General features: G+C 71.6%; 15 protein-coding genes. 12 read left to right on the plus strand and 3 right to left on the minus strand.

Annotated elements, in window-relative coordinates; all coding sequences use genetic code 11:
• The first annotated feature begins 1 nt into the window (after nt 1).
• From RAC81_RS12785 to RAC81_RS12820, 8 genes are all read left to right on the plus strand, one after another.
• The gene (locus tag RAC81_RS12785; RefSeq protein ID WP_375082707.1) at nt 2–1,624 is read left to right on the plus strand and encodes a helix-turn-helix domain-containing protein; all 1,623 of its coding nucleotides are present in this window, start codon (nt 2–4) and stop codon (nt 1,622–1,624) included.
• Nucleotides 1,625–1,665: 41 nt separating this feature from the next.
• The gene (locus RAC81_RS12790) at nt 1,666–2,406 is read left to right on the plus strand and encodes a copper homeostasis protein CutC (RefSeq protein ID WP_375082708.1); all 741 of its coding nucleotides are present in this window, start codon (nt 1,666–1,668) and stop codon (nt 2,404–2,406) included.
• 9 nt (nt 2,407–2,415) lie between these two features.
• Nucleotides 2,416–3,270: an alpha/beta fold hydrolase gene (locus RAC81_RS12795; protein ID WP_375082709.1), complete on the plus strand. Its 855-nt coding sequence runs from the start codon at nt 2,416–2,418 to the stop codon at nt 3,268–3,270.
• A gap of 300 nt (nt 3,271–3,570) precedes the next feature.
• Nucleotides 3,571–4,308, plus strand: a complete 738-nt coding sequence (locus RAC81_RS12800; RefSeq protein ID WP_375082710.1) for a DUF1684 domain-containing protein — start codon at nt 3,571–3,573, stop codon at nt 4,306–4,308.
• Nucleotides 4,309–4,348: 40 nt separating this feature from the next.
• Nucleotides 4,349–5,398, plus strand: a complete 1,050-nt coding sequence (locus RAC81_RS12805; protein WP_375082711.1) for a lipoate--protein ligase family protein — start codon at nt 4,349–4,351, stop codon at nt 5,396–5,398.
• Complete coding sequence (locus RAC81_RS12810; RefSeq protein ID WP_375082712.1) at nt 5,377–6,300, plus strand: DNA-methyltransferase; 924 nt, start codon at nt 5,377–5,379, stop codon at nt 6,298–6,300. Before RAC81_RS12805 ends, RAC81_RS12810 begins: the two co-directional genes overlap by 22 nt.
• A 28-nt stretch (nt 6,301–6,328) precedes the next feature.
• On the plus strand, nt 6,329–7,798 hold the full coding sequence (locus tag RAC81_RS12815; protein WP_375082713.1) for a carboxylesterase/lipase family protein: 1,470 nt from the start codon (nt 6,329–6,331) through the stop codon (nt 7,796–7,798).
• Nucleotides 7,799–8,157: 359 nt separating this feature from the next.
• Nucleotides 8,158–9,147 (plus strand): hypothetical protein, encoded by a 990-nt coding sequence (locus tag RAC81_RS12820; RefSeq protein ID WP_375082714.1) that lies wholly within the window; start codon nt 8,158–8,160, stop codon nt 9,145–9,147.
• Between the two features lie 197 nt (nt 9,148–9,344).
• Here RAC81_RS12820 and RAC81_RS12825 read toward each other — a convergent pair whose 3' ends face one another.
• The 3 genes from RAC81_RS12825 to RAC81_RS12835 all read right to left on the minus strand — a co-directional run bounded on the left by RAC81_RS12825 (nt 9,345) and on the right by RAC81_RS12835 (nt 11,624).
• Nucleotides 9,345–9,692, minus strand: coding sequence for a cupin domain-containing protein (locus RAC81_RS12825; RefSeq protein ID WP_375082715.1), 348 nt, complete (start codon nt 9,690–9,692; stop codon nt 9,345–9,347).
• Entirely contained in the window at nt 9,689–11,095 is a 1,407-nt protein-coding gene (locus RAC81_RS12830; RefSeq protein WP_375082716.1) for an NAD(P)/FAD-dependent oxidoreductase, read from the minus strand. The genes RAC81_RS12825 and RAC81_RS12830 overlap by 4 nt, the downstream gene beginning before the upstream one ends.
• Before the next feature lie 61 nt (nt 11,096–11,156).
• Nucleotides 11,157–11,624: an Lrp/AsnC family transcriptional regulator gene (locus RAC81_RS12835; protein WP_341933331.1), complete on the minus strand. Its 468-nt coding sequence runs from the start codon at nt 11,622–11,624 to the stop codon at nt 11,157–11,159.
• A gap of 100 nt (nt 11,625–11,724) precedes the next feature.
• On the opposite strand from RAC81_RS12835, the gene RAC81_RS12840 reads away from it, so the two are divergent.
• The 4 genes from RAC81_RS12840 to RAC81_RS12855 all read left to right on the plus strand — a co-directional run bounded on the left by RAC81_RS12840 (nt 11,725) and on the right by RAC81_RS12855 (nt 16,589).
• Nucleotides 11,725–13,158, plus strand: a complete 1,434-nt coding sequence (locus tag RAC81_RS12840; RefSeq protein ID WP_375082717.1) for a gamma-aminobutyraldehyde dehydrogenase — start codon at nt 11,725–11,727, stop codon at nt 13,156–13,158.
• Nucleotides 13,159–13,222: 64 nt separating this feature from the next.
• A complete protein-coding gene (locus RAC81_RS12845; protein ID WP_375082718.1) occupies nt 13,223–14,362 on the plus strand; it encodes an ROK family transcriptional regulator in 1,140 nt (379 codons plus the stop codon).
• Nucleotides 14,359–15,267, plus strand: a complete 909-nt coding sequence (locus RAC81_RS12850) for a polysaccharide deacetylase family protein (protein ID WP_375082719.1) — start codon at nt 14,359–14,361, stop codon at nt 15,265–15,267. The genes RAC81_RS12845 and RAC81_RS12850 overlap by 4 nt, the downstream gene beginning before the upstream one ends.
• Nucleotides 15,264–16,589 (plus strand): MFS transporter, encoded by a 1,326-nt coding sequence (locus RAC81_RS12855; RefSeq protein WP_375082720.1) that lies wholly within the window; start codon nt 15,264–15,266, stop codon nt 16,587–16,589. Before RAC81_RS12850 ends, RAC81_RS12855 begins: the two co-directional genes overlap by 4 nt.
• Nucleotides 16,590–16,639 lie beyond the last annotated feature (50 nt).

Below are 16,639 nucleotides of genomic sequence, written 5' to 3' on the forward strand. Positions count from 1 at the left end.
TATGAGCGCGCTGTCACGGTCGAGCTGGGGTCGCGTGATCGACGATCTCGGCGTGACTCTGCTCGACGTCGCCTACGGGCGCATCGACGTCGACCGGCAGGTCGGCGGCGTCGTCATCCACGATCCGCTCGACGAGCCGGTCTATCCGCAGGGCGCTGTGGTGCTGGCGGTCGCGCTGCGCGACGCCGACGAGCTCGCGGCGCTCGTGCGCGAGGCGGGGGAGCGCGGCGCGGTGGCCGTGGTCGTCCGCGCATCGACCGAGCTGCCGCAGGTCGTGCGGGATGCCGCCGACGACGCCGGCATCGCGATCCTCGGCCTCGCCCGCGGCGCGACGTGGACGCAGCTGGCCGCCCTCCTTCGCTCGCTGCTCGCCGAGGACGACGTGGGGCAGACGCCGGCCGAGTCGCTGGGCGGGGTGTCGTCGGGAGACCTCTTCGCCGTGGCGAACGCGATCGCCGCGCTGCTGGACGCGCCGGTGACGATCGAGGACCGCTCGTCCCGGGTCCTCGCCTTCTCGGGCGGACAGGAGGCGGCCGACCCCTCCCGCGTCGAGACCATCATCGGCCGGCAGGTTCCCGATCGCTATGCGCGCGTGCTCACCGAGATGGGCGTCTTCCGCGACCTGTACCGCGGCGACGCCCCGGTGGTCGTCGACCCCGTCCGCCTCGGCGAGGGCGTCTCGACGCAGCGCATCGCGATCGCCGTGCGCGCGGGCGACGAGGTGCTCGGCTCGATCTGGGCGGCCATGGATGGGCCGCTCACAGAGGAGCGCTCGGCGACCCTGCGCGACGCGACCACGCTCGTGGCGCTGCACCTGCTGCGGATCCGCGCCGGGGCCGATGCGCAGCGCAGCCTCCGCGCCGAGCTCGTCAGCCGCGCGCTCGACGGCGGACCCGATGCGCAGGACGCACTCGGCCGCCTCGGCCTCGCCGGCCGCCGGGTGTGGGTGATGGCGACGGCGCTCGCACCGCGCGGTGAGGACGGCACCGAGCACGACTCCATCGCGGAGCGCGAGCGGCTCACCGACGCCCTCGCACTGCACCTCTCGGCCGTGCAGCAGGGGGCAGCGGTCGCCCTCGTCGGCGACACCGTCTACGGCATCCTGCCCGTCGCGGATGCCGCGGCCGAGGACCGCTCCGTCCGCCTCGCCGAGGACTTCCTGCAGCGGGTCGGCGACCGCATCCCCGCCGTGATCGGCATCGGCCGCCCCGCGGCGACCGTCGCCGAGATCGCACGCTCCCGCGCCGAGGCCCACCGCGCGCTGCGCGTGGTGGTCGAGCGCGCCCCTCGGCAGCGCAGCCTCGCCCGCATCGCCGACGTCGAGACCGACTCGCTGCTGCTCGAACTCCGCGACCTGCGCAGCGCGCGCGGCGACCTCGCCACCGGGCCGCTCGCGCGGCTCATCGACTACGACGCTCGCCATGATGCGCACCTCGTCGACACCCTCACGGCGTGGCTCGACCAGTTCGGAGACGTCAGCGCGGCGGCCGCCGCGTGCTTCGTGCACGTCAACACGTTCCGGTACCGCCTGCGCCGCGTCGCCGAAGTGGGAGACCTCGACCTCGACGACGCCGAGGCCCGGTTCGCCGCGATGCTCGAGATCCGCACACTGCCCGTGCGCTGATCCGTGCCTTCCCGCCGTCGGCGCTCGGGCAGAATGGACCGATGACGACCCGCATGCCTGCCCTCGAGATCGCCGTCCAGGACACCGCGGGAGTGCGGGTCGCCGGTGCCGTCGGGGCGACGCGGATCGAGCTCGCCCAGGCCCTCCCGCTCGGAGGGCTCACGCCGTCGCCCGCGACCCTGGAGCTCGCGATCGAGACCGCCCGCGACCTCGGCGTCGAGGTGCACGTGCTCGTGCGCCCGCGTCCCGGCGGGTTCCACTACGACGCCGACGAGCTCGCGGTCACCGAGCGAGACGTGCGCCGAGCGGTCCACGCGGGCGCCGACGGCGTCGTCATCGGAGCGCTGGACGCCGTGGGCGCCCTCGACCTCGCCGCGATGGCGACGCTGCGCGACGCCGCCGGCGCGGCATCCGTCACCCTCCACCGGGCGATCGACGTCACAGCCGACCGCGTCGCGACGCTCGTCGCGGCGCGCGCGCTCGGACTCCGCCGGGTGCTCACCTCCGGCGGCGCGTCGGCGGCGATCGACGGGGTCGAGACGCTCCGCGCGATGGTCGCGGAAGCCGCCGGCGGCATCGAGGTCATGGCGGGGAGCGGAGTGGATGCCGCGAGCGCCGCCGCTCTCGCCGCGAGCGGCGTCGACGCCCTGCACTTCTCCGCCAAGCGCACCGTGCGCGAGGAGGGCGGCGTGCGCATGGGCTCAGCGGCCGACGGCGTCGGCGGATATGAGGTCACCGACCTCGAGACCGCCCGCGCGATCGTCGCCGCCCTTGGCCGGTAGGCTCGCCCCGTGACGGATACCCGCGAGTTCACCGACGCCCACGGCATCGCCATCGTCTACGACGTGCACCAGGCGGTCGGCGAGGCGCGAGGAGTCGTGCAGCTGCTGCACGGTGTCGGGGAGCACGCCGGCCGGTACGGGGCGCTGATCACCGCGCTCACCGAGGCCGGCTTCCACGTGTACGCCGACGACCACCGCGGACACGGTCGTACCGGCATCCGTCAGCACGAGGGGCCGGCGAAGCTGGGCCGTCTCGGCAAGGGCGGTCTGCGGGCCGCGGTCGCGGCGGTCTGGCAGCTCACCGGCATCGTCAAGGGCGACCATCCCGAGCTGCCGCTCGTGCTGCTGGGACACTCGTGGGGATCCTTCCTCGCCCAGATGCTCGTGAACGACCACCCGGAGGCCTGGGCCGCTGTGATCCTGTCGGGCTCGGCGCTGCGCATGCCCGGCTCGCTCAACGCGGCGCCGCTGAACGCACGCTGGGCCGGGCCGGAGGCGACGGGGCTGGAGTGGCTGAGCCGCGACCCCGAGGTGTGGGCGGCGTTCCACGACGACCCGCTCACGACCGACGTGCCGCTGCTGAAGCTGTTCGGCCCGATCGAGGCCGCGCGACTGTACGGACGGCCCCGGAAGGACCTCGGTCACGACATCCCGCTGCTGCTGCTCGTCGGCCGCGACGACCCGGTGGGCGGACCGCGAAGCGTGCACCGGCTCGCCGAGGAGTACCGCAACCGCTCGGGCCTCACCGACATCACGACCCTCGTCTACCCCGACGCTCGGCACGAGATCTTCGCCGAGCTGAACCAGGCCGAGGTCCGCGCCGACGTGCTCGCCTGGCTCGACGCCCGCATCCCGGCGCGCTGAGCCCCCGGCATCCGCCCCCTGCCCCGGCCGTCCCGCGCGTTCTGCAGGAGATCGCGCGTTCTGAAGGAGATCCCGCCCGATTCTGTCCTTCGCTGGCGGTGATCTCCTGCGCAGCGTGTGCGCCAGCCCCGCGCCCTCCCACGGTGATGTCCCCGCGGGATGCCGCGAGACATGTCTCCGCGTGACCCCGCGTGACCCCGTGTGACAGCGGGTGAATCCGCGTGACGTCTACCGCCCCCGGCATCCCTCGCGCCCTCTAAATTCTGGACGAGAGGGGCGAGGGCGGCGAGGAGGGGCGCAGTGGGCTTCGAGGAGGAGTGGCGCGACTGGCGGCGGGCGCGCGAGCGCTATGCCGGCGCCGAATACGGCCCGGCGGCGCTGGAGTCGACCAACTGGCTCATCACCGAGCCCGCCGCGGTCGACGGGGTGCCCGGTCTGTGGGCGCTCACCGGAGACGGCGGCATCCGCGGCAGCGATCTCGGCACAGCGGGATCGAGCGTGACCCTGACCGGCACGCAGACCCTGCGTCTCGGGCACCGGGAGCTGCGCGTGTTCGATCGGCGGGGTGCTGTCGCACTCCGGGTGTTCAACCCGCGGCGTCCCGAGCGCGAGCGCTTCAGCGGCATCGACGCGTATCCGCCCCGGGAGGGCTGGCGCGTCGCGGCGCGGTTCGAGGAGACACCGGGCGAGACCGTCACGGTCACGGCGATCGACGGCGCCACCCACGAGCAGGACCTCGCCGGACGGCTGCACTTCGCCCTCGACGGCATCCCGCTGACCCTCGCGGCGACCCGATCCTCGCAGGGCGGGCTGACGGCGGTGTTCGGAGACGGGACCAACGGCATCGAGACGTACCGATTCCGCTTCCTCCCGATCGACGAGCCGGATGCCGACGGCGCGGCCGTCATCGACTTCAACCGCGCCTACCTCCCTCCCTGCGCGTTCTCGGATCAGTACGTCTGCCCGCAGCCGCCGGACGGCAACCGCTGGTCGCTGCCGATCCGCGCGGGAGAGCGGGTCGTCGTCTTCGGCCGCTGAGCACCGAGACGGCCGACGGTCAGCGCCTTAAGCTGGAACCGTGCACGGTGAATACAAGGTCCCAGGGGGCAAGCTCGTCGTCGTCGACCTCGATGTGGAGGACGGTCGGATCGCCCGGTTCCGCCTCGCCGGGGACTTCTTCCTCGAACCCGACACCGCTCTCGCCGACATCGATGCGGCGGTGACCGGGCTTCCGGTCGAAACCGACGCCACGGCGATCGCGGCCGCCGTGCGGGGCGCGCTCCCCGAGGGTGCCCAGCTGCTCGGCTTCACGCCCGAGGCCGTCGGCACGGCCGTCCGCCGCGCCCTCGTGACCGCGCCCGGGTGGCGCGACTTCGACTGGGAGATCGTGCACGAGAACGCGGTGTCGCCGCGCATGAACCTGGCGCTCGACGAGGTGCTCACCTCGCGCGTCGGCGAGGGGCGGCGTCGACCGACGCTGCGCATCTGGGAGTGGGACCAGTCCGCGGTCGTGATCGGCTCCTTCCAGTCGTACCGCAACGAGGTCGACCCCGAGGGCGCCGAGCGCCACGGCTTCGACGTCGTGCGCCGCATCTCCGGCGGCGGCGCCATGCTCATGGCCGCTGGGCAGATCATCACGTACTCGCTGTACGTGCCGGCATCCCTCGTGCAGGGCATGACCTTCGCCGACTCCTACGCCTTCCTCGACGACTGGGTGCTGCAGGCGCTGCGCTCGCTCGGGATCGACGCCGTCTACCAGCCGCTCAACGACATCGCGAGCTCCTCGGGCAAGATCGGAGGCGCCGCCCAGAAGCGCCTCGCCAACGGCGGGGTGCTGCACCACGCCACGCTGTCGTACGACATCGACGGGCAGACCATGACCGAGGTGCTGCGCATCGGTCGCGAGAAGCTCAGCGACAAGGGCACCACCTCGGCCGCGAAGCGCGTCGACCCGCTGCGCAGCCAGACCGGTCTCGAGCGCGCCGAGATCATCGACCGCTTCATCGAGACGTTCCGGTCGCTCACCGGGGCGGAGGACGGCGCGATCACGGCAGACGAGTACGCCGATGCCGAGGCGCTGGTCGAGTCGAAGTTCGCGACCGACGCGTGGCTGCACCGGGTTCCGTGACCGACGGGCAGCCGCCCGCGCTCGGCGCCGTCACCGTCATCCAGGGAGACAACCTCGCCGTCGCCGCGACGCTGCCCTCGGCATCCTTCACGCTCGTCTACCTCGACCCGCCCTTCAACACGGGTCGGGCGCAGGAGCGGCAGATCGTCACCGCGCGCCGCACGGTGCCCGACGCGGAGGAGGATGGCGATGCCGAGCCGGCCGCGCCGGCGGCACCGGCCGAGGTGCGGCACGGATTCCACGGCCATCGGTATGAGCGGGTGCGCGGGATGCTGCGCACCTACGACGACCGCTTCGACGACTACGGTGACTTCCTCATGCCCCGGCTCGAGGAGGCGTGGCGACTGCTCGCCGACGACGGCACGCTCTACCTGCACCTCGACTACCGCGAGGCGCACTACGCCAAGGTGATGCTGGATGCCGTCTTCGGGCGCGACTGCTTCCTCAACGAGCTCATCTGGGCCTACGACTACGGTGCCAAGTCGCGGCGGCGGTGGCCGACCAAACACGACACGATCCTCGTGTACGTGAAGAATCCTCGGGCGTACGTCTTCAACTCCGACGACGTCGACCGCGAGCCGTACATGGCTCCCGGGCTCGTGACCGCCGAGAAGGCGGCGCGCGGCAAGCTCCCGACCGACGTGTGGTGGCACACGATCGTGCCGACGACGGGTCGCGAGAAGACGGGATATCCGACGCAGAAGCCCGAGGGCATCCTGCGGCGCATCGTGCGCGCGTCGAGTCGGCCGGGCGATCGGGTGCTCGACCTCTTCGCCGGCAGCGGCACGACCGGCGCCGTCGCGTCGGCGCTCGGGCGCGACGCCGTGCTCGTCGACGACAACCCCGAGGCGGTGCGCGTCATGACCGAGCGGATGCCGCACGCCGACGTCGTTCGCAGCTGAATCCCCGCGCATCCGGCAGACTGCGAGGATGAGCGAATTCGTCGAGGTCGACACCGTCGCCGGTCGCGTCCGCGGGCGCTGGCGCCCCACCACGGGAGGCCGGGGGGAGCCGCGGTCGGCCGCGTTCCTCGGCATCCCCTTCGCGGAGCCTCCCACCGGGCCGCTGCGCTTCGCCGCCCCCGTGCCGCACGCGCCCTGGGAGGGCGTGCGCGATGCGCTGGAGTTCGGGGCCACCGCGCAGCGCGGCGACCAGGGCGACACGCTCATCCCGGAGCCCAGTGTCGAGGGCGACTCCACTCTCAACGTGAACGTCTTCACTCCCGACCCGGATGCCGCAGGGCTCCCCGTGCTCGTCTGGATCCACGGCGGCGGCTTCACGACAGGATCCCCCGCGAGCCCCTGGTACGACGGGAGGAACTTCAACCGCGACGGCGTGGTGACCGTGACGATCTCGTACCGCCTCGGCTTCGAGGGGTTCGGCTGGATCGAGGACGCCCCGTCGAACCGCGGGGTGCGCGACTGGCTGCTCGCGCTCGAGTGGGTGCAGCAGAACATCGCCGCGTTCGGCGGAGACCCCGCGCGCGTCACCATCGCCGGGCAGTCGGCGGGCGGCGGGGCCGTGCTCACCCTGCTCGGCATGGAGGCGGCGCAGCACCTGTTCCACGGCGTGTACGCGGTGTCGGCCGCGCTGACGGATGTCGCGGCATCCCGCTCCGAGACGTTCGGCCGGGCGCTCGCCGCTTCGGCCGGAGTCGATCCCACAGTCGCGGGGCTGTCGACGGTCGACGAGCTGCGGCTGCTGACGCTGCAGAAGCGGGCCACGCACCTGAATCCCCGCGAGATCGCGAGCCTCGTCGACCAGGGGCTGCCGCTCGGGCCCGCCGTCGACGGCGACCTCATCACGCGGCCGACGCGCGAATCGCTGCGGGCCGGGGTCGGGGCCGACAAGCCGCTCGTGCTCGGGGCGACCGACGACGAGTTCACGATGGTGTTCGGCGGAGCGGTGGCGAAGGCTCTGCGCTGGGTGCCCCGGAACGTCGTGCTCGATCGGCTCGGTCTGCCGCGCACGGTGCGGGCGGAGTATCTCGCGGCGAACGACGACATCGTGCGGCTCGGGAAATCCCGGCTGGCGGGTCGAGTGCTGACCGACCGGATGTTCCGGGTCGGCGTGCTGCGCGTCTCGTCCGACCGCGGCGACGCTCCGACCTGGGTGTACCGGTTCTCCTGGCCGTCCGGACGCTTCGGCTTCGCGGAGCACTGCCTCGACGTGCCGTTCTTCTTCGACTGCCTCGACGGACCGCGCATCGAGAACCTCGCCGGGCCCCACCCGCCGCAGCGGCTGGCCGACGAGGTGCACGCCGGGGCGGTCGCCTTCGTCACGGGCGGAGACCCCGGATGGCCGCGGCACGAGGGGGATGCCGGGATCGTGCGCGTCTACGACAGCGAGACCCGCGATGTCGCCGACGCCTATGCGACGGTGCGCCCGCTGGGGGTATGACCGGTCATACCCGCGCCCCGCGCCCGTCGGGTGCTCGTCGGGTGCTCGCGGGGTGCTCGCGGGGTGCTCCGTTCCCCTCTGTTCGGTTGGCGCCCGAGGCGGGAATTCCCACGCAATTGCCGCAGCAGGTGCCACCTGAGTGAGGTCCGGTCGGGCTCCTTGGGCCGAGGTGCTCCGTTCCCCTCTGTTCGGTTGGCGCCCGAGGTGGGAATTCCCACGCAATTGCCGCAGCAGGTGCCAAGCGAGCGAGGGGTCGACGCTTCTGCACAGGCGTGGCCAGGTCGGAGTTCTCCCCGGATGCCGTCCGCTGGCGCTCGCGACGGGGCTTGCGATGGGGTGGCAGCCGCGATACTCGAGCGATGGCACGGCATCCGACTCCGCTTCCTTCGTCGCTGGGCACGGTGTTCACGTGGGAGGAAGCGCGCTCCGCCGGCGTGTCTGCTGGGCGGCTGCGGGCTCGGGACGTCGCGCATCCGCATCGCGGCCTCCTGATGACGCCCGCCGGTGCCTCGCGCAGCGACGGTTTCGACGACAGCGCCGACCCCTTCGCCGGTGATCGCGCACAGCGCGCGGAGTTCCTAGACCGAGCGCGACTCTACAGCCGCCTGATGGTGGCGCATGCGTTCTTCTCCGGTCGTACTGCCGCAGCGCTCTGGGGGCTGCCGGTCGATTCCTCGGGCCCGTTGGAGGTGGCTGTGCCGTCTCCGCATCGTGCACCTCGCCGCCACGGCATCCGAAGTCGCCAGGTGTCGCAGAGTCTCGTCGCCGTGGTCGAGGTCGAAGGGGTGCGGGCGTCCGATCCGGCGTCGACCTGGGCGCTTCTCGCGGCCGAGATGTCGGTGCGCGAATTGGTACGCATCGGCGACGCGATCGTGCGCGAGCCTCGCGGGACCGGCGGGTTCCGGCATCCTGGTGGCGCGCTTGCCTCCATCGACGACTTGCAGCGTGAAGCGGATGCCGGGCGTCGACGCGGCATCGCGCGGATGCGTGCCGCGCTGGCTCTCATCCGGGTCGGCAGCGCGTCACCCCTGGAGACCGACTTCCGCCTGCTCGCAGAGCGAGAGGGCTTGCCGGAACCTTCGCTCGACGTCGAGATCCGCGACGAGTGGGGCAGGCTCCTCGGCATCACGGAGATCGCCTACCCGGAATTTCGCGTCCTCGTCGAGATCGAAGGCGATCATCACCGCACCTCGCGCCGTCAGTGGAACCGTGACATCGAGAAGTACGCCGCCTATGTCGCCGAAGGGTACGAGGTCGTCCGGCTGACTGCCGCCCACATTCGCGGCGCTGTGCCTGTCGCCGCGCGCATCGTGCGAGAGGTGCTGACGCGGCGGGGCTGGCGACCGTAGGGGTGCCTGCGCACGGCGGCTGAGTTGGCACCTCCGGCGGGAGTTCGTGGGAGATTGCGGCACGAGGTGCCAACTGAACCCGGAGCGCGGAGGTGCAGACGTGCACTATCTCCGCGCACGGCGGCCAGTTGGCGCCTATGGCGGGAATTCGGGAGGAATTGCGGCAGGAGGTGCCAACTGAAGGAGGAGGCATCGCCTCACGCCACGTAGACCTTGCGGAGGGTCTCGGTGACGGTCCAGACGGTGCGCATGCCCTCGGCCAGACGCACGAGCGACCCCGGACCGACCTCGATCGACGGCAGTGCCGGGTCCGTGAAGTCGATGCGGGCGTGCCCCGACAGCACGACGAAGACCTCGTCGGCCTCGGTGTCGGATGCCGCGCCCGGCGTCATCTCCCACACGCCGATCTCGACGCCGCCGATCTCGCCGAGGGTGTGGGTCGCGGTCGTCGGAGACCCCGACACCACGTCGGATGCCGGAAGCGGCGCGTGCGCGAGCGGCAGCGCCGCGGCATCCACTCCCGTTCCCGCCGACAGCGCGGTCACGAGTCGAATCCCATGCCGACGGCGTCCAGGGTCCTGAGGAACAGGTTGCGCTTTCCCTCGTTGTGATCGGCGCGGTCCATCGCCGCTCGAACGAGGTTGACGCCGATCGAGGCGACGGGCTCGGGCGGGAACGGGATGGGCTTCTCGCGCACCATGGCCAGTTCCGTGCGCTCCGTCTTCTCGCCCGACAGCTCGTCGAGCATGACGTCGGCCGCGAACCGGGCTGCGCCGACTCCGAGGCCGGTGAAGCCGGTGGCGTAGGCGACTCGTCCGCGACGCGCCGTGCCGAAGAAGGCGCAGAACCGGCTCGACGAGTCGATCGCCCCGGCCCATCGGTGGGTGAAGCGGAGTCCCTCGAGCTGCGGGAACGTCGTGAAGAAGTGCGAGGCGAGCTTACGGTGGCTCTCCATCCGGTCCTCGTACTCGGAGCGCACCTTGCCGCCGAAGTGATACACCGCGTCATAGCCGCCGAACAGGATCCGGTTGTCGGCCGTGAGCCGGTAGTAGTGGAACTGGTTCGCGCTGTCGGCGAGACCCTGGCGATTCGACCAGCCGATCGATGCGAGCTGCTCGGCGCTCAGCGGCTCTGTCATGAGCACATAGTCGTACACGGGAACGGTCATCAGGCGATTCCGCTTGAGCAGCGACGGGAAGACGTTCGTCGCCAGCGCGACGTGATCGGCGATCACGCGGCCACCGTCACGGGTCACGACGGTCATCGGTCCCGACCCGTCTCCCTCGATGGTCCGCACGAGCGAGTGCTCGAAGATCTCGACGCCCAGATCGGCGGCGACCCGCGCGAGCTCGAGGCCGAGCTTCGCGGGGTGCACGAGCGCGGTGGCCTCGCGGTCCCACGCGCCCGCGAGGAACGTGGGTGAGTGCACCTCGGCCTGCACGGCCTCGCGGTCGAGGAAGCCCTCCTCCTCGCGGAGCCAGTCGACCTGATGAGGTTCGACGGCGAGCGTGATCGCGCCCGTGCGCTCGAACTCGGCATCCATCCTGTACCGCTCGACTGTCCGAGCGATCCCGTCGAGGTTCTCGAGTCCGAGCTCTTCGAGGCGGTCGATCTCCTGCGGCCACCGGGTCACCCCGTTCTCGTGGCCGTGCGTGAGGCTCGCCTCGCAGAAGCCGCCGTTGCGACCGGAGGCCGCCCACGCGATGCGCGACGCTTCGAGCAGCGCGACCCGGCGCTGCGGGTCGCGCTCCTTCGCACGCACCGCGGTCCACAGGCCTGCGTAGCCGCCGCCGACGATCACGAGATCGGCGGCCACCGTGCCGGTGAGCGGCGGGTGCGTCGGCCGCTCGACGTCGTCGAGCCAGAACACGCTCAGCGCGGTGCCGTGCAGGGACGCGTCGATGACGGCATCCGAGGGGCGCTGGCGTTCGAAGACGGTGGTTCCCATGATCACTCCGGTGCGGATCGGCTGGCGGGCGGACGAGCGGACGGCAGGAAGGGACGCGCGGTCAGCGCGTGCCCCAGTTATAGAGGTCTTTGTAGAGCCCGGCGTACAGCAGGCTCTCGGTGTGGATGACGCCGGGGATGGTGCGGATGCGGGTGGCGATGAGGTCGAGCAGGTCGGCGTCGCTCTCGCACACGGCCTCGACGAGGATGTCGAAGGTGCCGAGGGTCACCACGACGTAGGCGAGCTCGGTGATCTCGGTCAGCTGCTCCGCGACCGCGCGCGGGTCGCCGGTGACGCGGATGCCGATCATCGACATCCGGTGGAATCCGAGCTGCATGGGGTCGGTCACCGCGACGATCTGAATGATGCCGGCCTCGGTCATCCGCTGCACACGTTGGCGGGCGGCGGCCTCGCTGAGACCGACCTCGCGGCCGATCTCGGCGTAGGGCCGGCGTCCGTCCTCCTGCAGGAGTTCGACGATGCGCTTCGAGATGTCATCGAGCATCGGTTGCTTGGAAGGGCCACTCATGTGTCGATATTGACAGGACCTTCGGTGATTGGCAACTGATTCCATCGTTATTCTCAGTTTGCCCTTCTGTATTCGTGATTCGCTCGCTAGCATGGCGGGCATGGCGACAGAACCCCTGCAGAACTTCATCGGCGGTCGACGCGTTCCCGTGAACGGAGCAGGGCGGATGCCGCTGATCGACCCGGCGACGGAGGAGACGTACGGCGAGCTGCCCGTGTCGGACGCGTCTGACGTCGACGCCGCGTACACCGCGGCCGCCGCCGCGTTCCCCGTCTGGCGCGACACGACCCCGGCCGACCGGCAGCTGGCACTGTTCCGCATCGCCGACGAGATGCAGGCCCGCGCCGAGGAGTTCGCCGACCTGGAGTCGAAGGACACGGGCAAGCCGCGGGCCAGCCTCGTCGCCGACGAGATCCTGCAGTCCATCGACCAGCTGCGGTTCTTCGCCGGCGCCGCCCGCAGCCTCGAAGGTCGCGCCGCCGCCGAGTACCTCGCCGGCCACACCTCGTTCGTGCGCCGCGAGCCGATCGGCGTCATCGGACAGGTCACGCCCTGGAACTACCCGCTCAACATGGCTGTCTGGAAGATCGCACCGGCGCTCGCCGCCGGCAACACCGTGGTGCTGAAGCCCGCCGAGTCGACCCCGCTCACCACGCTGCTGCTCGCCGAGATCGTGGCCGTGCACACGCCCGCCGGCACTCTGAACGTCGTGCTCGGCGACCGCGACACCGGGGTGGCGCTCGTCGAGCATTCGACGCCGCAGATGGTCGCGATCACCGGGTCGGTGCGGGCGGGAATGGCGGTGGCCCGCTCGGCCGCCGCCGACGTCAAGCGCGTGCACCTCGAACTCGGCGGCAAGGCGCCGGCGATCGTGTTCCCCGACGCCGACCTCGACAGGGCGGCCTCGGGCATCGTCACCGGCGCGTTCTTCAACGCCGGGCAGGACTGCACGGCCGCCACCCGCGTGCTCGTGCACTCCTCTGTGCACGACGAGTTCGTCGCGGCGCTGGTGGAGAAGGCGAGGACGGACGCCCGCACGGGCGGTCCGCACGAGGACGGCGTGCTCTACGGGCCGCTCAGCAGCGCCGCGCAGCTCGCGCAGGTGTCGGGCGTCGTCGACCGCCTTCCCGCGCACGCGACGATCGCCACGGGCGGGCGCCGCCAGGGCGACCGCGGCTACTTCTACGAGGCGACGATCGTGACAGGCCTGCACCAGGACGACGAGGCCGTGCAGAGCGAGATCTTCGGCCCGGTGCTCACGGTGCAGGCCTTCGACACGGAGGAGGAGGCGCTGACGATGGCCAACGACGTGCCGTACGCGCTGGCCTCCTCGGTGTGGACGCGCGATCACACGCGGGCGATGCGGTTCTCGCGCGACCTCGACTTCGGTTGCGTGTGGATCAACACCCACATCCCGTTCGTGTCCGACATGCCGCACGGCGGCTTCAAGCACTCGGGCTACGGCAAGGATCTCTCGCAGTACGGCTTCGACGACTACACGCGCCTGAAGCATGTGATGACAGCACTGGAATGACCGCTCGACCGGTGAGACGCGATGTGTCTATGCTGGGTCGCACGTCGACTCCGGGGGGATCCTCATGGCACGACCGCTCGCCGGTCCGCAGACTCTGCTGCGCACCCTCAACGGGCGCGCCATCCTCGAATCGCTCGCCCGCCGCGGACCGCTGACCCGGGCGGAGCTCATGACCGAGACGGGACTCTCGCGCACCGCCGTGACCCAGGTGCTCCGGATGCTGGAGGGCACGGATGCCGTCGCCCCGGCCGGCGTCGACCGGGAGACGCGCGGGCCCGCCGCGGGCCGTGTCGCACTGCATCCGGCCCTCGGGTTCGCGGCCGCCGTGCACGTCGACACCGTCGCCGCACACATCGCGCTCGTCGACGCGACGGGCGCCGTGCGCGTCGAGAACCACGCCCCCTTCCCGCTCAAGGGCGACCGCGTCGAGCACATCGCCGAGCTGATCGACGCCTGCCTGGCGTCGGTCAGCGGTCCGCTGCACGTGGCGGTCGTCGGGGTGCCGGGCATCGTGACGGCCGACGGGGGGATCCGCGACGACCAGGGGCCCGACGGCGGGGCATTCCGCTCGGCGCTCTCGGCCAGGCTCGGCTGCCCCGTGCGGGTGGAGAACGACGTGAACCTCGCCGCGCTCGCCGAGCTCAGTGACGGCCGCGGCGCCGAGCTCGCGAGCTTCGCCCTGCTGCTGCTCGACGGCGGTCTCGGCGGCGGCATCGTCATCGACGGGCGGCTGCACCGAGGTTTCTCGGGCGTCGCGGGAGAGGTGATGTACCTGCCGCAGACCCCGCTCCCGATCGGCGCTCCCGTGCTCGGCGACGCCGTCGTGCGTGACCTCGCTCTCGTGCACGGCCGCGACCCAGAGGAGACGATCGATCAGCACCTCGATGCCGCAGCCGCGGGTGACGCGGCCGCGATCGCGATGGCCGCCGAGATGGGCCGCCGCCTCACGATCGCCGCGGGCAGCGTCGCGCTGATCCTCGACCCCGAGGCGTTCATCCTCGGCGGCACCGCGGCGCATCCCGTGCTCGTCGACGCCGTCGCCCGGGTCGCCGACGAGTTCGCGGCCCAGCTGCCGATGCGCTTCATCGTCTCGTCGTTCGGCCCGGAGGCGCCGCTCGTCGGCGCCGTGCAGGAGTCGGCCGCCGCGCTCCGCGCCACGGTCTTCTCGCGTCTCGTCCCGTCGGCCGACAGGGCGGGGAGATGAGCTCCGACCTCGCCGACCGCCTGGGCCTCGAGCCGGGAGCCAGGGCTGTCATCCTCAACGCCGACGACTTCGGCATGTGCCACGCCGCGAACACCGCGATCATGCGGTTGCTCGGCGACGGCGCGATCGACTCGGCCACCGTGATGGTGCCGTGCGCATGGGCACCGGAGGCGCTGGCGTTCGCGGCATCCCGTCGTGATCTCGACGTGGGCGTGCATCTCGTGCTGACGAGCGAGTGGACGCGGTACCGCTGGCGTCCCCTCACGGGAACCGGCACGACGCTCGTCGACGACGCCGGGTTCTTCCCGGCGGATGTGCTGGCCGTCGAGCAGCATGCCGCCGAGGCCGATGTCGCCGCCGAGCTCGCGGCCCAGGTGCAGGCCGCCCTGGATGCCGGGGTCGACGTCACGCATCTCGACAACCACATGGGATCGGTCTACGGACTGCTCACGGGGCGCGACTTCCTCGGCGCTGTCTTCGACATCGCCGCACGGCACGGGCTGCCCTTCCGGCTGCCGCGGGAGATGACCGGGTCCGACGACGATGCAGCGCTGCGGGCGAAGCTCGCCGAGACGGCCGCGGCCGCCGATGCGCGTGGCGTCGAGATCATCGATCGGCTGTGGACGCACCCGTTCGAGCAGGCCCCCGGAGAGACGTACGAGCAGATGCGCGATGGTTTCCTCGCCCTGCTGCGCGCCGTCCCGGCGGGCGTGACCGAGATCTACCTGCATCCGATGGTCGACGACGTCGAGCTGCGGTCCGCCGTCGACTTCGCCGCGGAGAAGCGCGGACACGAGCTGCGGCTGCTGTCGGACCCCGCGGTGCATCAGGTGATCGCCGACGAGGGGCTCGTGCGGATCGGCTGGCGCGCCCTGCGCGAGCTGCAGCGGAAGGGACGAGCATGACTTCGCTGACGACCCGACTGCGCGACCGCCGTCTCGACGCCGCCCCGACGAGGGTGCAGACGATCGCGTTCGGCGCGTCCGGCTTCCCGACCCAGTTGATGACGCAGACGTTCTCGGCGTTCGTCGTGTACTTCTACGTGACACAGCTCGGAGTGCCGCCCGAGTGGGTCGCCGCCGCGATGATCGCGCACGGTGTGCTCAACGCGCTGCTGAACCCGCTGGTCGGGGCGCTCTCCGACCGCCTCCGCACTCCGTGGGGTCGGCGCATCCCGTGGATCGGGCTCGGCATCGTGCCGCTCGTCGTCGCGTTCGCTCTCGTCTGGATGCCGCCGGCGCTGCCCGTACCGGGGCTCATCGCGTGGTTCCTCGTCGTCGTCGCGGTCTACGACATCGCGTTCGTGGTCGTGGTGCTGAACATCTCGGCGCTGTTCCCGGAGATCTTCCGCACGACCGAGGAGCGCGCGCGGGGGAACGTGCCCCGGCAGATCTTCGCGATCCTCGGCATGGTGCTCGGCACCGCCGGGGCGCCCGCGCTCTACGGCTGGATCGGGTGGCCGGGCATGGCGATCGTCCTGTCGACCGTGTGCCTGGCACTGCTGGTGTGGTCGTTCGCCGGCGGCATGGTCGAGCGGCGCGTACCGGAGACCGCCTCGGAGGCCATGCGGTGGGTCGACCAGCTGCGCTACACGTTCGCGAACCGCGCCTTCGTGCCCTACGTGCTCGGCTCGCTGTTCGTGCAGACGTCGATCGCCGTCATCCTCGCCGCCATCCCCTTCTACGTGCGGTACTCGCTGGGCGCGGCCGAGGGCGACGGGACTCTGCTGCTCGGCGCGATCTTCGTCACGGCCATCCCGTCGATCGTGCTGTGGAGCGCTGTCGTGCGCCGCACCTCGCCGCGCACCGCCCTGCTGTGGAGCGTCGCCGTGTTCGGCGTCGCCGTGCTCGGCTACCTGCTGCCGACGAGCGTCCTCGCCGCCGCGCTGATCGGCGTCGCCGTGGGCGTCGGCGTGGGCGGTCTGCTCCAGCTGCTCGAGGTCGTGCTGTCGCAGATCATCGACGAGGATGCCGTGCGCACCGGCCACCGCCGGGAGGGGGCGTACTTCGGTGTGAACGGCTTCGTCGTGCGCGGTTCGGTCGTGCTCCAGGCGGTGGTCGCGGCGGCTGTGCTCACCTCGTCGGGCTTCGACGCGTCGCTCGGCGATGCGCAGCCGGACACGGTCGACGGCGGCATCCGCATCATGGTCGCCGTCGTGCCGCTGGTGTTCACCGCGCTCGCGTGGCTGTGCTTCTGGTTCTACCCCATCCGTGCGCGCGACCTCTGACCGCGCGGCTCGCGCCGTCAGCTCGTGCCCCGACCCACCCCTGTCTCACC

Source organism: Microbacterium sp. CR_7 (assembly GCF_041954755.1).
GTDB lineage: Bacteria > Actinomycetota > Actinomycetes > Actinomycetales > Microbacteriaceae > Microbacterium.

Bases quoted from the DNA above. Each gene is read 5' to 3' on its own strand.
- RAC81_RS12830 (WP_375082716.1), bottom strand. From the start codon at position 11,095: ATGGGAACCACCGTCTTCGAACGCCAGCGCCCCTCGGATGCCGTCATC.
- RAC81_RS12850 (WP_375082719.1), top strand. From the start codon at position 14,359: ATGAGCTCCGACCTCGCCGACCGCCTGGGCCTCGAGCCGGGAGCCAGG.
- RAC81_RS12835 (WP_341933331.1), bottom strand. From the start codon at position 11,624: ATGAGTGGCCCTTCCAAGCAACCGATGCTCGATGACATCTCGAAGCGC.
- RAC81_RS12845 (WP_375082718.1), top strand. From the start codon at position 13,223: ATGGCACGACCGCTCGCCGGTCCGCAGACTCTGCTGCGCACCCTCAAC.
- RAC81_RS12790 (WP_375082708.1), top strand. From the start codon at position 1,666: ATGACGACCCGCATGCCTGCCCTCGAGATCGCCGTCCAGGACACCGCG.
- RAC81_RS12785 (WP_375082707.1), top strand. From the start codon at position 2: ATGAGCGCGCTGTCACGGTCGAGCTGGGGTCGCGTGATCGACGATCTC.
- RAC81_RS12820 (WP_375082714.1), top strand. From the start codon at position 8,158: ATGGCACGGCATCCGACTCCGCTTCCTTCGTCGCTGGGCACGGTGTTC.
- RAC81_RS12840 (WP_375082717.1), top strand. From the start codon at position 11,725: ATGGCGACAGAACCCCTGCAGAACTTCATCGGCGGTCGACGCGTTCCC.
- RAC81_RS12815 (WP_375082713.1), top strand. From the start codon at position 6,329: ATGAGCGAATTCGTCGAGGTCGACACCGTCGCCGGTCGCGTCCGCGGG.
- RAC81_RS12855 (WP_375082720.1), top strand. From the start codon at position 15,264: ATGACTTCGCTGACGACCCGACTGCGCGACCGCCGTCTCGACGCCGCC.